Source organism: Catenuloplanes japonicus (assembly GCF_000717135.1).
Lineage (GTDB): Bacteria > Actinomycetota > Actinomycetes > Mycobacteriales > Micromonosporaceae > Catenuloplanes > Catenuloplanes japonicus.
Map to the genome: position 1 here is coordinate 1 of NZ_JNXY01000038.1, position 15,623 is coordinate 15,623.

The following is a 15,623-nucleotide window of genomic DNA, read 5'->3' on the forward strand; positions in this document are numbered from 1 at the left end:
ATCTTGGTCGACTGCTGTCTTACCTGGAGCCTCGCCCTTATCGATACCCGGGCCACCCACACCTGCCGTGAACAGCACCGCCAGGTTGAAAAAGGCTCAGTGCACACCCGGCTTGCAGACGATTCTGATCGGGCAAGTCGAAAGACCGGACTGCGGCCGAGAGTAATCGCATTAGAGCAGCGCGATTATCTATTCTAGTTACGTTGCTGTGTTTTGTTCGCTCTGTTAATGTGCGGAACTGGCCCTGCGCCGAGCGGACAACTCGGCGCAGGGCGGTAGAAGGGCCCCTCGGTGAATCTGACAAGTTAAGCATGAGGGGGATTTGCGAGTATGAAGCCCTGGTTGACGGTCAGGTCAACCAGGGCCACCGCCGGGTGCGATGAAGGCGAAGATCTGCACCACCGCAGCAGTCAACTGGACGGTGCAGATGATCACTTCACCTGCGTTGCGCCAGGTAAAGTGACGTAGAAACGTCTTTCGTGGGCTTCTTCGCCTGGGTGGGCGACGCGAACTCGGCGCCAGTGGAGTCTCCTCTAAGAGTAGAAATCCCGCCGTCCCGCATCGAGGATCCTTCTCCTCCTTGTTGCCGTGTAGCGGGGCCGGAATGGGCTGACGGAAATCACTCTAGATGATTCCGGCGACCATCATGGAGCCGTGATCCCGTATACTCCTTTATCGATACGCACGCTGTTGACGGGTAAAACTCCAGGCGCTATCGGGCGGCATGTTCCGCGCCCGAAATATCGGTATATTTCGGGCGCCCGCGAGTGTTTGTAAAATGTGCTACGCGTCACGTGTGGGCGGCTGGTGCATGTGCTGAGCGCGGGCGGCATCCGCAATCTGATCCGTTTCCAATCTGTCCTCCGGATTACGAGTGCCGCACGTCGAGCGGCCGCTGCGCAGTCGGCGCCTTCTGAGCCGATCAGTGCGGGCGACACGAGCTCTCCGGCGTGGCGTCGACCGCCGCCACCACGTGTCCGGTCCGCGCATCGGCGCGGCCGTCCTCGGTGCAGCCCGGCGGGTGCACCTCAAGACCCTCGATCATCCCGCCGGGCCCATAGGCAGACAGGACCGTACCGGGACTGACGACGTCATCCAGCGACCCGCCGCCGCGTGCCGACGGGCCGTTGCTGTGGCCTGGGGCGGACGACACGGAAGAGTGAGGGCGGGGCGGCGGCGTCCTGCGCGCGGCTAGGCTTCACTCGCCAGTCAGGTACGGCGGCCCGCGCTCCCACGGACGTGGTCGAGCGCGGGCCTGACCGGGAGATTGTCGTGATCGAGATGAGCCCAGCATCCCGGTTCCGGCTCGGCGGCCGGCACCAGCTGCTCTATCGTCCCGGCTGATGTGTTTCACCTGCTGTCGAATGCGCGCCATCCGTCTGAGTGCTTCACGGCCGCGCGGACCTGCCGGCCATCGACGTGTGCGACGGGCGATGTCCATGCAGGCCGGGAACCGGGATGGCGGACACGCCGTGGCCGGCAGCGTCCGGTAGCCGGGAACCACCCGATCGCCGGCATACCGCATCCCGCCTGCCGTCAGCGAAGCCGGCATCTTCGCCGGGGCGCGCCCGGCGCGGGCGAGCTGCGCGACGGCGGACTGTGGGGCGGGAACGCGAGCGGCGGAGAGCTGTCTCCCGCGATCTGTCCGGATGTGGCGGTGAGCCGGCGCGGCGCGTGCGCATCATTCAGGCTTGCGTCGGCCGTAACGATCTGCTGAGGCGAGCGGACTGGTTCGCGAAGAGGCCCGGGTGGCGGGAGGATGGTGTCGTGACCAAGTTGAGTCGTTGCGCGCCGGGCGCTGGGTGGTGAAGCCGGACATGGCACCCGCTTGCTGCCCGTCCTGCCGCCGACTGGAGGCGACGAAGGAGACGAAGGACGAGTGGGCGGTCTATGGGGCTGCTGACATCGGCTCGTGCCCGGACGTCGGCTGTCTGTGGGGTGCCGACAGATGCTGGGCCTCGCAGACGTGCACGTTTACCGCGGAGACGGTGCGTGAGGTGGTCGTGGCGGCGCGCAGAGTGCGTGGCCGGCGTCGCTGGGCCGACGTGGCGCATCCGGTGCCCGCGTCCTGAGCCGGCGCGGTGCTGTCACCGGCCGGTGCTTGCGGGGTCGGTGGTGTTGCCGGTGGCGGGTGCGGTGGCCCGCCTGGTGCTCAGGAGAGCGTCGTAGCGGGACAGGTCGGTCGGTGGCCGGGTATCGGCGGGTAGTGGGCGTCGGTGTGTTTCGGCGATGCGCCGGCACACTGCGGCCGCGTGGATGATGGCGTCGGCTGCGGCGGCGAGTTCGCCAGCCTCGCTGTCGCTGAGGGTGTCCCGCGTGCGTGGATGGGCCAGGCTCGTCTGGAGCGCTCGTACCGCCTTGTCGGCGTGGCCGGCGGCGAAGACCAGCTCCAGCAGATGCGGTGGCAGCGCGACGGCCCACGGGATGGAGCCAGCGTCGCCGGTCATAGCCCGCATCGTATGCGCGGCCCGGTACGACCTGGGACATCTGGCACCTGTGAGTCCCCCGCCAGAGTGATACAGCTGGAGAACACCGCCGGAAACCAGCGTTGCCGCTGCGCCGCAGGGCTGCCTCCCGGATCGGCGGCGGGCTTCGCGGGCGCGTTGTCTCGGTCAGCGTGTGCGGGCGAGGGCGACGAGGACAGCCGGTTGGGGGCGGGGCGTTGCGGTCCTCGGGGGTCGGGATGCCAGCCGATGGCGGCGACGACCTGATGACGGCCAGTACGCAGTCAGCCGTCGTAGTCACCGGCCCGCGCGGCGTAGGCGCGTTGAATCTGTCTGTAGAGTTGGCAGCTGATGTGCATGTTCGATCCCGTTCGCATGCTGTCGGGGGTCGTGGGCGATCCTTACGCAGGCAGCAGGTGTACCCGCGGGCCGTCATCCGCGGCCCCGGCATCGTCCATTAGGTACAGCGCGAGCAGCCGGCCGCCCTCTGCTGCGGGCTGGGCGGTGCGCACGCGCGCTGTGTGATTCCGCGCTTCTTCGCTGTCGAACCGGCGTGGGATCTCCTTGCGGCCCAGCTGGTGTACCGCCGTGACGGCTCTGGGCTGGGACGCCGGAGCCGGCCAGGCGTGGGCCGAGCCCACCTGCCGAGCGGGGTGCTGCGGCGCCGCTTCGTTGGCGTGCCGGCCCGGCGAGAGCTGCCAGGTGGCGTAGTGCCCGGTATGGGCGATCACCATCGCCGCGAGAAGCAGCGGCACTATAGGTCCGTATTCGTCGGTATTCACGCTTCCAGGATGACGGAAAGGTGCATCCTTTTCGCGATGTAGCGTCGAACGGCGGGTGGCGCACTGCTGGGGAGATCCTCTACACGGTGCGTGGCGTGGCTGGCGCGCGGAGCATCTCGTCGGCGTCGAGACAGAAGTCGCGGACGACTGGGGTTCGGTGGTACGGGCGTAGGTGGTGGACGAGATCGCGTAGGTGGGTGACGCAGCGAGGGGAGTCGACCTGGCCGCTGAGGGTGGCCAGCGCCTGGTTTCCCAGGCCGCACGCGCGCCCGAGGTCGGGCCGGTCCTGTCGGGCGTATGTCGTGGCGAGCAGGACGTCGCGGAGTGCGCCTTCGCGGGCGGATTCCTGGTGGTGCTGTTTGCTGGAGCGGATCAGGTGTTGGCGAGCACGGTTCCAGTCGCCGAGCTGCATGTAGCAGTACCCGGCCTGAGCGTCGCCGTGTGCGGGCGTGAGCCAGTAGGACCAGGCGGGGTCGCCGAAGCTGTCCGGGCTGCCGTCGAGGCTGTCGAACGCCGCGTCGATCGCCGCTCTGGTTCGGCCGGTGTCCTGGGCGTTGGCGTGGGCCTCGGCGATGCGGAAGCCGAGGATCGCCGCCACCTGGGGAGACCGGCCCTTGTATCCGGTCCGAGCCGTTTCGGCGAAGCTGATCGCTGCGCGGATCTGCCCGATGTCCTTGGCCAGGCAGCTCTGGAAACCGAGAATGTTCGCGCCCAGGGCCCTGTCGCCGGCGGCGTGGGCGGCGCGCAGCGCGGCGTCCCAGAAGCGTTGCGCCTGGGCGTGCCGGCCGGCGTCGAACGCCAGCCAGCCCGCGAGACGCAGCATCTCTCCCGCGCTGCCGTACAGGCGCCGACCGACCTGATCGCCGTAGCGCCGGGTCTCGATGATCTCGATGGTGGTATGCAGATGCATCCGCACGAGGTCGAATGCCTGCGTGCCACCGAGCTGGTCGTCCATGCGCCGGAGGCTGCCGGTCATCACGTCCAGGCAGTCCACAATCTCCATCGGCAGCGGGTGCCCGGCGCGGCGTGAGACGTCGCCGGCGGGGTGGGCAATCAGCCACTCGAGGGCCGATTCGGTCATGCCGGAGCCGAGCACGGCCAGGAACATCGTCCGTCGCCGCATGGCCCCCTCCTCCATCACCGCCTTGCACGCGCGCACGGCGCCCAGGTCGTTCCAGGGACCGTCGAGGCCCGCGGTGGCGGGCATCAGCTGCGTCCCTTCATCCTTCCAGCCCAGGTCCGACGCTTCGATGATCCGCTGAAGTCGCTCGCTGAGCAAGGCGCACGTCAATGTCGGCCACGGTGCGCGCGGCCCGCTTCCCTTGATCCACTTATAGGGGGTCTTGCGGTGCACTCGCGTGGCGTATCCGTGAAGGCCGGCGAAGCGGTTCAGCCTGTCCGCCAGATCCTCTGGGCGCCATCCGACCTGGACGAGCAGGGTGCCGAGTTGACCATCTATGTCCGTCATCGCGGCCACCTCACCGGCAGCGCGCCGGCCGGAGGCGTGATGCCGCTCCGTTCGCATCGGTGACACCTCCGACGAATCGTTGCCGAGTGGCGGTGAAGGCTGGGTACTCCGCGCAGGCACACAGCATCAAGGCCAGCACCGCGTCGATCTCACTCACCGTGCGTTTCAGGGTGGCCGAGAGCGGGGTGCCGGAAAAGAGCAACGGTGTAGTCCGCCTGTAGCCTCTCGTTGAGCAAAAGCCGCGAATGCGGGAAAAGCAATACGCGCTGCGGACCCGCCGCAGGAGAGTTGGGCACTCTTCCGCAGGTGCCTGAGCTGCGAAAATTCCGCTCATGGAAGTTTCATGGATCGATGGTTTCGGACAGTGCCGTGTTGGCTTCCATTCCGGCCGGAGAGTGGGTATGACTCAGGGTGCAGGAGTTGGTGTTCACTAGACGACGAGGTGAAGAGTGACCGGTGCGGCGCATCCACTCACGGTCATACGGTCCCAGCGGGGGTGGTCGTTGAGTGAGACCGCCCGCCGGATCGCCAACCGGGTGCCAGGGATGGCCGTGCACCGGGAGAAGGTCTGGCGCTGGGAGAACAGAGGCGTCGTCCCGGACGACGCTGCGCAGCGCGCGCTCGCGGCCGAGTTCCGGATCAGCGAGCGGCTGGTCGCCGATCATCCGTGGCCCCAGTGGCTGGTCTTCGCCTGCGACGCCGAGCCCACCGGCGGGGTCTGGGACGCGGGGAGCGCGGCTGAGGTTCTCGACAGGGTCCTGTCGTCGGTGGAGGTGGATCGGCGCGATTTCCCGGTCTACGACGCGATGACTATCGGCCACATGGCATGGACCTGGTCGCAGTCGATCATTACGTTGACCGAGAGCCGGGAGAGCGTGAGCCGCCACGTCACCGACTACCTGCAGACCCGTATCGCCCAGTTGTGGCTGCTCGACGACCAGATCGGCGGAGAGCCCTGCTTCGAGGCCGGACTCGGGGAACTACGCCTCGTGACCACGCTGCTGCGTAAAGGCCGGCACGAGCCCGGGGTGCAGCAGCACCTGCTACGGCACCTCGCCGCGCTGGAGCGGTTCACCGGCTGGGCCGCCTTCGACGCAGGCCGGGAGGCCGCCGCGCAGCGGCTGTGGCACGCCGGCCTGCGCACGTCTGCAGCCGCAGGCGATCCCGATCAAGGCGTCTACATCCTGTCCTGCGTAGCGCTGCAGGCCGCCTACGCCGGGGACGGCACCACCACCCTTGATGCGCTCGACGCCGCGCGCAGCCAGGCCGACCCCGCGCAGGACACCGTCCTGGCGATGCTGGACTGCTGGTCCTCGCGTGGGCACGCGTTGCTCGGCGACGCACGACGCACCGCGCATGCGCTGCACCAGGCCGACGCCCACTGGGAGGCGCGCTCGCCCGGTGATGACCCGGACTGGGCGTATTGGATGCCCCAGCCGTCGGCGACCTGTGAGGCCGGCACGGCGCTGCTGCACGTCGGGGAGCTTCAGGCCGCCGAGCAGGCATTGACCGCCGGGCTGGCAGCCCTCGGCGCCGACGACGCGCGCGACCGCGCGCTCTACCTCGCACGGATGGCGGAACTGCACTACGCCGCCGGCCGCCGCGATCAGGCCGACGCGCTCGCCGTGACCGTGTCCGCACAGCTGGAGCAGGTGCATTCACAGCGCGTACGCAACCAGATCGCCAAGATCGCCTAGGAGCGGCGGCGCGCGTCGTGCCGCGGTTGGCATCGCAGCAGTGCGTCATGCGCTCGCCGCAGGGTTCCCCACTTGATCGGCTCGGCAGCCCAGGCGATCACCGAGTCGCGCCGGGACTCGTACGCCTCGATCAGTGCAGCCGGCCGCGGTCACCACTCCGCTGGGTGGGGCGAGTCTGTTTCGGTCGGTAACCGGTGGTGCGCGCGCCGTGCTGGAACCTTTGCTGCTCGCCGCGGGCGGCCGCGGCGAGCTCTCATTCGCGCCTGACGGACGGTAGCGGCTCACGGTGCGTATGGCGGCCGACGCCGTCGAAGGGCACCAACTCGCACCTCCGGCACCAGGTCCCTCTTGGCCTCGTCTGCACTGAGCTGGAAGCAGCCGGATCACTCGACCCGGCTGAGACCAGGAGGCGAAGACGATGCTGGAAACACCAACCGTCACGAAGCTTGACGTGCGCCGTGCCGCCGGGCACATCGGTGCGTACGTCGATGGCGTCGACCTGGCGTCCGACCTCGGCACCGGCACGGCCGCCGAGCTGCGCCGCCTGCTGTTGCAGCACCGGGTGCTGTTCTTCCGTGACCAGCCGATGGACCACGCGGCGCAGGTGGCGCTCGGCAGGCGGTTCGGGACCTTGCACGTGCGGCCGCGCACGCAGGACACGGAGGAACTCGCCGCGTACCCGGAGATTCTGACGCTGTCGCCGCAGCTGGACCAGAAGTTGGTCGGCGCGAACTACGAGGCGGTCTTCCGCAACAAGTGGGAGACCAGCATCAGTGGCTGGCACATCGACACCTCACAGGTGGTGAACCCGCCGGCGATAGCGATCCTGCGCGCGGAAAAGGTTCCCCCGTTTGGTGGGGACACGCACTGGACGAACCTGGTGGCCGCCTATGCCGGGCTGTCGGCGCCGATCCGGAGGCTGTGCGACGGGCTCCAGGCGGAGCACACCTTCTGGGCGGCACACCGCATGGACACCTCCGACCCGGTCGAGAAGAAGGCCGTCGACATGATCGGCAACCAGCGGATCGCCGTGCACCCGGTGGTGCGGGTGCACCCGGAGACCGGGGAGCGGTCACTGTTCGTCAATCCGTCGAGGACCGCCCGGATCATCGGGCTGAACCCGGTCGAGAGCCGTCAGTTGCTGCACCTGCTGTTCGAGGAGCTGACCAGGCCGCAGTACACGACCCGGTTCACCTGGGCGCCGGGGTCGGTGGCGATCTGGGACAACCGGTTCACCGCGCACCTGGCTGCCGCGGACATCGACCATCTCGAAGGCGCCGACGCGGTGCGGATCATGCACCGCGTGTCGACCGTCGGTGAGACACCTGTCGGCCCGGACGGATTCACCTCGCACGCGGTGACGGGCGAGCCGCTGATCGAGCCGTCCGCGCAGCCTGCGGAGGCCGTCAGCACCTCGGCGCGGTGACCTCGGCGGCCATGCCCGGACCAGCGCTCCCGGCGACGGCCCCGTCGGTCGTCCCCGGGTCGCTGGTCCGCGCTACTGAAGCGCAGGCTGCCTTCGATCGGTTCCCGGCATACCGGGCGGGGATGCGCTGGCTGACCGAGTTCGTCACCCAGCCGCACCCCGATCTTGGCCGGGCGGGCGCCGTCTGCCCGCGGCTGGCACCCGCCCTGCACCTCGGCACCGTCTGGCTGGTCGCGATCAGAGTCCACCGCGCGCACCCTGACGACGCCGTCGAAGCCGGGCGGCTGCTGATGCGGGTGTTCGACGCACTGCCCGGCACCGGTGAGCGGTCCTCGCACGCGCTGCTGGGGTTCTTCCCTGACCTGGCGGCCACCGCCGCAGCCGCGTTCATCGACGTCGGGCACCGGCTGTTACGTCCGGAAGTCGCCGCGCGCGGGCTGATGCTTGGTGAGTTCCACCCCGCCAGCACCGTCGGCGGTGTGCACAACCGGGACTTCCCGGTGATGCGCTGCCCGGTGCCGATGTTCGCCGTGCGGGTCATGACCCCGCACGACCTGCTCTTCGCCGACCAGCCCGGGACCCCGCCTGCGGACCGGCTGGCCTACCTGGAGCAGTTCGCCCGGCACGTCGGGCCCCGGCTGCGTCCCCCCGGTCAGGACGACCTGCGTGCCCGTCTCACCGCTGCCCGCGACGCCTTGCCCCCTGGAGACCCGCTGTGACCCCCAGCTTGCCCGCCCTCACCGACGCCCCGCCGACTCTCGGCGCCGCCCTGAACACCGCTTTCGCCCGCTATCGGACCGCTGCGGCAATCGTCGCCGGGACGACGACGTGGACGTATGAGGACCTGGCCGCGCGCGTCCGCGCGGTCGCCGCCGGCGTCGCGGCCCACACCGACGGGCAGGCGCCGATCGTGGCGGTTGTCCTCGAGCGCTCGCCCGAGTTCGTCGCCACGGTCCTCGGTGTGCTCGACGCCGGGGCGGTGTATCTGCCGCTCGACCCGGACGCGCCCGACGCCTACCTACGGCAGGTTTTCGAGGCGGCGCGGCCGGGGCTGGTGATCACCAGCCCCGGCCGCGCCGCTCAGCTGACCGCCACCACCAGCGCACCCGTCCGCACTGTTCCCGGCCTGGTCACACCACCGGCGACTGCGCGGGCCGCGACGGCGCCGGAACCGTCGTCGCCGGCGTACCTGATCTACACGTCCGGGTCGACCGGCACCCCGAAGGGCGTGCTCGTGCCGCACACGGCGTTGCTGCACTCCACCGTCGGCCGCACCGACCGGTACGGGCCCGCGGGCCGGGTGCCGCTGCTGCACTCCCCGGCATTCGACCTGACCACCGGGGTCATCTTCTGGGTCCTGCTGACCGGCGGCACCCTGGTCGTCAATCCTGCGCCGCTGGCCGACGTCGCCGCGACCCTGGACCTGATCCACCAGCACGACATCACGCATCTGATCTACCCGGCGTCGCTGTACGGCGTCCTGCTGGACCGCGCCGCCGACCGGCCGCCGGTCACCCTGCGCGCCGTCGGGATCGGCAGCGAGCGCTGGAGCCCGGTCCTCATCGACCGGCACGCCACGGTGCTGCCCGGCACGGCTCTGATCAACGAGTACGGGCCGACTGAAGCCTGCGTCTGCTCCAGCTACGCCCTGGTCTACAACCCCACCAACCCCAGCACCAGGCGCAAGCTGCCGTTGAGCCTCGGCCAGCCGGTCCGCGGCACTCGATACCTCGTCCTCGACGGCGCCGGGAACCCGGCCGGCACCTCCGGCGAACTCGCCATCACCGGCGCGAACCTCGCCCTCGGCTACCTTGGCCAGCCCGAGCTGACCAGCGCGCGGTTCGTCACCATCGGCGGCGAGCGCGCCTACCTCACCGGTGACCTCGTCACCTACGACCGGGACGGCCACCCCGTGTTCCTGGAACGCGCGGACCGGCAGGTCCAGGTCGGCGGTCACCGGGTCGAACCCGGGCACGTCGAGACAGTCCTGCTGGGGCACCCCGCGATCCGGCAAGCCCATGTCACCGCCCGCCCCGGACCCGCCAACACCGGCTCGGCCACGCTCATCGCGTACGTGGTGCCGATCCCCGGCACCGGCATCCCCGACGGATCGCGCGGCGAGGTCTGGGACGACTACCTGCGCGAACGGCTGCCGGCCTACCTGATCCCCCGCGCGTACGTCGTCCTGGACGATCTCCCTCGGACACCCGCCGGGAAGATCGACAGCAGCCGCCTGCCGCACCCTGGCGAGGACCGCCTCGCGCCAGGCCCGGACGACCTCAGCGACCCGCTGCTGCGCTACCTCACCGAGACCACTGCCGGCATCCTCGGCGTCGACCACGTGGGTGCGCACCAGCCGCTCGCGGCGCTCGGCGCCAGCTCTCTGGCGCTGATCCGGCTCGCCGCCGCGCTCGCCGCGGATCACGGCGTGGACGTGCCGATCAGCGCGCTGTTCACCGCCACAACGCTCACCGGCATCGCCGGCCTGGTCCGTGACGCCCGCCCGGTCACCCGCCGGCTCCTGCCCCGCCCCGGCGACGCCATCGGCAAGGCATTCCCGCTCAGCGGCCAGCAGGAACAGATCTGGGTCCTGACCCAGCTGGCCCCGCACGCGCGCGCCTACAACACCCAGTTCTCCCTGCACCTGCACGGCCCGCTGGACATCGACGCGCTGCAGGCGGCGCTGTCGCTGATCGTGGACCGGCACGAAATCCTGCGGACCACGTTCCACGACCACCCGGACGGCCCCGTCCAGGTCGTACACGCCCCCTGGCCGGCCGTCGTGGACGTCGTGGACCTCACCGGCCTCGACGACCACGCGCGCGAGACGCAGCTGACCGGCCGTATGCAGGCCGCGGTCGGCGACGGTTTCGACGTGGGCCGGCTGCCGCTGGTGCGCTGGCACCTGTTCCGCCTCGGACCCGACCGGTGGCAGCTGCTGCAGGTCGAGCACCACTTCGCGCACGACGGCTGGTCGGCGCAGCTGTTCCTGGCCGAGCTCCGCGACGCCTACACCTCGCTCGCCGCCGACCGGGAACCACAGCTTGCCGTCCTGCCGGCGCAGTACCGCGACGTCGCGGTCTGGTACCGCCGCTGGCGGGACACCGACGACCACGCCGCCCAGCTCGGATACTGGCGCAGCCAGCTCGACGGCTGCCCGGACGAAGGCCCGACGTTCACCCCGGACCGCCCGCGCCCGGCAGCGCGGTCGTTTCGCGGCGGCCGGCTGACCGCGCACCTGCCCGCACACGTCGTGCAGCAGCTCGACGACCTGGCCGCACGGCACGGGGTGAGCCGGTTCGCGGTATTCCTGACCGGGTTCGCGCTGCAGGTGTGGCAGCACACCGGCGCGCACGACATCGTCCTCGGATCGGCGCTGGTCAACCGGCGTCTGCCCGGCACCGCACCGCTGCTGGGCATGTTCGTCAACGCGCTACCGCTGCGGGTCACCGTCGACCCGGACGCGCACCTCGGCGCCGTGCTGCAGGCGACCATGCGGATGCTGCTCGGCGCGCAGGACCATCAGGAGCTGCCGCTGCTCGACCTGCTCGCCGATCTTGGCCGGCGGCGGGATCCCGGCCGCAACCCGCTGTTCCAGCTCATGTTCGCCTTCCACGACACACCCCGGCCGACGCTGCAGATGGGCGAGATGACAGCCATGCTGTCCATCGAGCACAACGACACCGCCAAAGGCGACCTCAACGTGGTGTGCGTACCCGACCCGTCCGGTGACGGCCCGGCAGGGATGACGATCCTCTGGGAGTACGACGCGGACCTGTTCGACCCCGACACCGCCGCCGCGCTGCTCACCGCCTTCACCACGCTCCTCACCCAGCTGGCCCAGGCCGACGACCAGCCCATCCGGGATCTGGACCTGCTCGGCGCGGCCGAGACCGCCCGCATCCTCGCGCTGTCCACCGGCCCGCAGGACCCGGCCCCGTTCACGAGCCTGCATGCCGGGTTCGACGCCGCAGCCACCATCCACCCGGACGCCGTCGCCGTCGCGCACGCCGGCACCCAGCTCACCTACCGCGCACTCGCCGCATCCACCACCCGGCTCCAGGCGCACCTCACCACGCGCGGCATCCGCGCCGGCAGCATCGTGGCGATCGCCTGCCCCGCCGGGATCGAGCTGGTCACCGCGATCCTCGCCACGCTCCGCGCGGGCGCCGCCTACGTCTGCCTCGACCCGACCCAGCCGCCCACCCGTACCACCGCAATGCTTGACGACGCCGACCCTGACCTCATCATCACCACCCGCCGGAGCGCCACTGTGCTGGGACGGCCGCACTCGAGCACGGTGCTGTACGCCGACGATCTCCCACCCGCACCGCCCACAACCGCCGCGGTCACGGCGGATGCCGGCCCGGACGACCCGGCGTACCTGGTCTATACCTCCGGGTCCACCGGCGCACCGAAGGCGGTCGTCGCGACGCACGGCAACGCGTGCGTCGCCGTGCATGCCCGCACCCGGTTCCTGCACAACGCCGGCCCTCGCACCGGCACGGTGCGGACGCTGATCACCCTTCCGGTGATCTTCGACGTCGCACCGCACATGATCATGTGGACGCTGTGGTCCGGTGGGACCGTCGTCATCCCGGACAAGGTCGGCCAGGTCCAGGACCCGGACGGCCTCCTCGACCTGATCGACCGGGCCGCGATCACGCACGTCAACTTCACCGCGTCGTTCTACCGTCATCTGCTGCCGCGGATACCGGACGGCTGGCGGCCGGCGCTGCAGGTCGTCGCCGTCGGCGGTGAAGCCTGCCACCCGCAGGACATCACCGCGCACGCCGCCCGGCTGCCGGGCGTGGCGCTCGACCACGAGTACGGCCCGACCGAGACCACCGCCTGGTGCGCCGCCCGCCGCCTGCACCCGCACGCACCGGACGCGCCGGGGCGGGTGAGCGTCGGAGGGCCCCTGACCGGTTACACGATGACGGTCCTCGACACCGGCGGGCGCCTGCTTCCGGCCGGAGCCGCCGGGGAACTGTTCATCGGCGGTGCCGGGGTCGCCGCCGGCTACCACCGCCGTCCCGACCTGACCACCGCCCGGTTCGTCACCCCCGGTACCGGGCCGCTCGCCGGCCAGCGGCTGTACCGCACGGGGGACCGGGCCCGCCTCACCCGGGCCGGCTTCGAGATCCTCGGCCGAGACGACGGCCAGGTGAAGATCCGCGGGTTCCGGGTCGAGCTCGGCGAGGTCGCCGCGTGCCTTCGACGGCACCCTGCCGTCACCGACACCGCGGTGCTCTGCCACGGCGACGGTGACACGGCCCGGCTCGTCGCCTACATCGCGGTCCCGGACCCGCGCGAGGACGTCGCCGCCCGGTTGCAGGCCTGGGCCGCCCAGCACCTTCCCCCGTACATGACCCCGGCCGCGTACGTGGTCACCGACAGCCTCCCCCGGACCGCGACCGGCAAGCTCCAGTCCGCCCGCCTGCCCGACCCGCCGCTGGCGGATGGTCACGGTGCCTGGCCTGCCACGGACCGGCAGTGGCTGCTGACTCGGGTATGGCGCGAGACGCTGCAACAGCCCGCGCTCGGCATCGACGACGACTTCTTCGCCTCCGGCGGCGACTCCCTGCTGGCGATCCGGGCCGCCGCCCGCGCCACCATCCTCGGCGCACCGGTCAGCGTCGCGGACCTGATCGCCGCACCCACCGTCCGCGCGCTGGACAACCTGATCACCGACCGTCCCGCACCGGAGCCCGCGCCGGTCGTCGCGCGCCGCCCGGCCGGCACCATCCTCGCCCTCACCCCGATCCAGGAGTGGTTCTTCAACCAGGAGTTCGCTGACCCGGATCACCTCCACCAGGCCCGGCTCTTCACACTCGGCACGGACTACGACCGCGGCGTGCTCACCGCCGCCCTGGAGTGGGCGCTGGCCCGCCATGACGCGTTCCGGACCCGGTTCACCCACGCTGACGACACCTGGACCGCGCGCCTGGACGACCAGCCCCTCCCTGACCTGATCGGACACCACACCCTCACCGACCCTGGCGCACCGGACCCGGCGCTGGACGTCCTGCTGCGGGATCTGCACCACACGATCAGCATTGAGGGCGGCCGGCTCGCCACGTGCGCCATCGTCGATGATCCGGCCGGCCGGGCGTGGCTGTACCTGATCGCGCACCACCTGATCATCGATGCCGTCTCCTGGCAGACCCTGGCCGCCGACATCGGACATGCCTACCGGCTGCTCGCCGACCGGCAGCCCGTGCCGGACGGCGCCGCGCCCGGCCTCCCCGGCCACGACCACGCTGCCCCCGTTGTCGCGGACTCGCGCCGCTGGCACCGCCTCGCGGCCTCGGAGAAACCGCGCCTGGCCGGCGCCACCACCGTGACCCCCGCCCCGGCCGGATCCCGGATCCAGGTGACGCGGCGCCTGTCCAGCCGGGCCGGCGCGTATCTGCGCCTGGACGTCCCCCGTCTGCACGGTATCGGCGCGCAGGCCGTCCTGCTCGCGGCGCTGCGGCGCGCGCTCAGCCCGCACACCCACGGCACCGGCCTGTACGTGTGGCTGGAGGGCCACGGCCGCACCGGCGTGGCAACCGGCGGCCTTGCTCACGTCGTCGGCTGGCTGACCACTCTCCACCCGGCCTTGTTCACCGGCGGCGACCCCGACCCGGTCCGACTGGTCGACGCCGCCGCCGACATCCATCAGCAGCTGGCCGCGGCCCCGGACGACGGCATCAGTTTCGGTGAAGCCGTCCTGCGGCATCCCGGCTCGGAGCTGGCACAGCACCTGACCGCCGCCGGCCTGCCGCAGATCACGTTCAACTACCTCGGGCAGCCGCCCGGCCCCGTCGACCAGCTCCTGCAACCCGCCCCGGCACCGCACGCCGCGACGATCGGCCGCGCGAACGTGCTGCCCACCCCGTTCGACGTGACCATCAGCCCCGCCACCGACGGCACGGTGACCTGCGACTTCTCGGCCGATCCAGGTCTTCTGCCGGGCGCCGACCTACACCAGGTCGCCGACCGGCTCGCCGACCAGATCGAGACCGCCGCCCGACTCGTCCCGCTCACCCCCGCAGCCCGCCGCCGCCCGGCAGCCCGCACCCTGTTCCTCATCCACCCGGTCGGCGGGCTGCTCGACTGGTACACGCACCTCGTCGACGGCCTCGGCGGTTCCTGGGACTGCTACGGCATCCCGCACGACCGGACCACCGACGACCTGACGCTCCCGGCCATGGCACGCCGATACCTGCACCGCATCCGCGCCGCGGCCCCATCCGGCCGGTACACGCTGGCCGGCTGGTGCCTGGGCGGGCCCATCGCCTACGAGATCGCCCGGCAGGCACACACCGACGGCGACAGCGACCGCATCGACGACGTGGTCCTCATCGACCCGCCGCGCGCCGAAACGCCCCGTAACCCCCACGAGGTGCTGATCACCCACATCCACAACGCGTGCCCGCACCAGAGCACCGAGAGCGTGGTCCGCGCGCTGCAGGCGACCGCGCATCTGCCGGTCGAGGAACGCGCCGTCGCGCTCGTCGGCCTGCTCGGCCCGGCCGGTCCCGGAAGACCCGACTTCCCGCTGCTGAGCCAGCTACGCACCCGGCTCTCCTGCCACGCGGCGATGTCCGCCTGGCGGCCCGCCGGCCGGGTACGGCACCTGAGCGTGCATCTGCCGCGCACACCCAACCCGGACAACACCGGCGCCAGCGGCACCTGGCAGGCCTACGGCGACGCCCTGACCGTGACCACCATCCCCGGAGACCACGAAACCATGCTCACCACCGACGAACTGCGCTCCGCCGTCGACGGCCCGCACCGGCCGGACGGTCTCCGATGAAC

General features: G+C 70.9%; 7 protein-coding genes. 4 read left to right on the top strand and 3 right to left on the bottom strand.

What is annotated here, in order from left to right:
* Positions 1–2,087: 2,087 nt before the first annotated feature.
* The 3 genes from OP04_RS41080 to OP04_RS41090 all read right to left on the bottom strand — a co-directional run bounded on the left by OP04_RS41080 (position 2,088) and on the right by OP04_RS41090 (position 4,751).
* The gene (locus OP04_RS41080) at positions 2,088–2,447 is read right to left on the bottom strand and encodes a hypothetical protein (RefSeq protein WP_033345434.1); all 360 of its coding nucleotides are present in this window, start codon (positions 2,445–2,447) and stop codon (positions 2,088–2,090) included.
* 398 nt (positions 2,448–2,845) lie between these two features.
* Positions 2,846–3,226, bottom strand: a complete 381-nt coding sequence (locus OP04_RS41085; RefSeq protein ID WP_157241043.1) for a hypothetical protein — start codon at positions 3,224–3,226, stop codon at positions 2,846–2,848.
* 79 nt (positions 3,227–3,305) lie between these two features.
* Entirely contained in the window at positions 3,306–4,751 is a 1,446-nt protein-coding gene (locus tag OP04_RS41090) for a hypothetical protein (RefSeq protein ID WP_157241045.1), read from the bottom strand.
* A 446-nt stretch (positions 4,752–5,197) separates the two neighbouring features.
* On the opposite strand from OP04_RS41090, the gene OP04_RS41095 reads away from it, so the two are divergent.
* The 4 genes from OP04_RS41095 (at position 5,198) to OP04_RS41110 (ending at position 15,621) form a co-directional block, all read left to right on the top strand.
* On the top strand, positions 5,198–6,391 hold the full coding sequence (locus OP04_RS41095) for a hypothetical protein (protein ID WP_157241047.1): 1,194 nt from the start codon (positions 5,198–5,200) through the stop codon (positions 6,389–6,391).
* A gap of 418 nt (positions 6,392–6,809) precedes the next feature.
* Positions 6,810–7,817 carry a TauD/TfdA dioxygenase family protein gene (locus tag OP04_RS41100; RefSeq protein ID WP_033345437.1) on the top strand — a complete coding sequence of 336 codons (1,008 nt, stop codon included), beginning with the start codon at positions 6,810–6,812 and terminating at the stop codon, positions 7,815–7,817.
* 122 nt (positions 7,818–7,939) lie between these two features.
* Positions 7,940–8,536, top strand: a complete 597-nt coding sequence (locus OP04_RS41105) for a DUF6875 domain-containing protein (RefSeq protein ID WP_033345438.1) — start codon at positions 7,940–7,942, stop codon at positions 8,534–8,536.
* Entirely contained in the window at positions 8,533–15,621 is a 7,089-nt protein-coding gene (locus OP04_RS41110; protein WP_033345439.1) for a non-ribosomal peptide synthetase, read from the top strand. The genes OP04_RS41105 and OP04_RS41110 overlap by 4 nt, the downstream gene beginning before the upstream one ends.
* The last annotated feature ends 2 nt before the right edge of the window (positions 15,622–15,623 follow it).

Bases quoted from the DNA above. Each gene is read 5' to 3' on its own strand.
- OP04_RS41080 (WP_033345434.1), bottom strand. From the start codon at position 2,447: ATGACCGGCGACGCTGGCTCCATCCCGTGGGCCGTCGCGCTGCCACCG.
- OP04_RS41090 (WP_157241045.1), bottom strand. From the start codon at position 4,751: ATGCGAACGGAGCGGCATCACGCCTCCGGCCGGCGCGCTGCCGGTGAG.
- OP04_RS41100 (WP_033345437.1), top strand. From the start codon at position 6,810: ATGCTGGAAACACCAACCGTCACGAAGCTTGACGTGCGCCGTGCCGCC.
- OP04_RS41105 (WP_033345438.1), top strand. From the start codon at position 7,940: ATGCGCTGGCTGACCGAGTTCGTCACCCAGCCGCACCCCGATCTTGGC.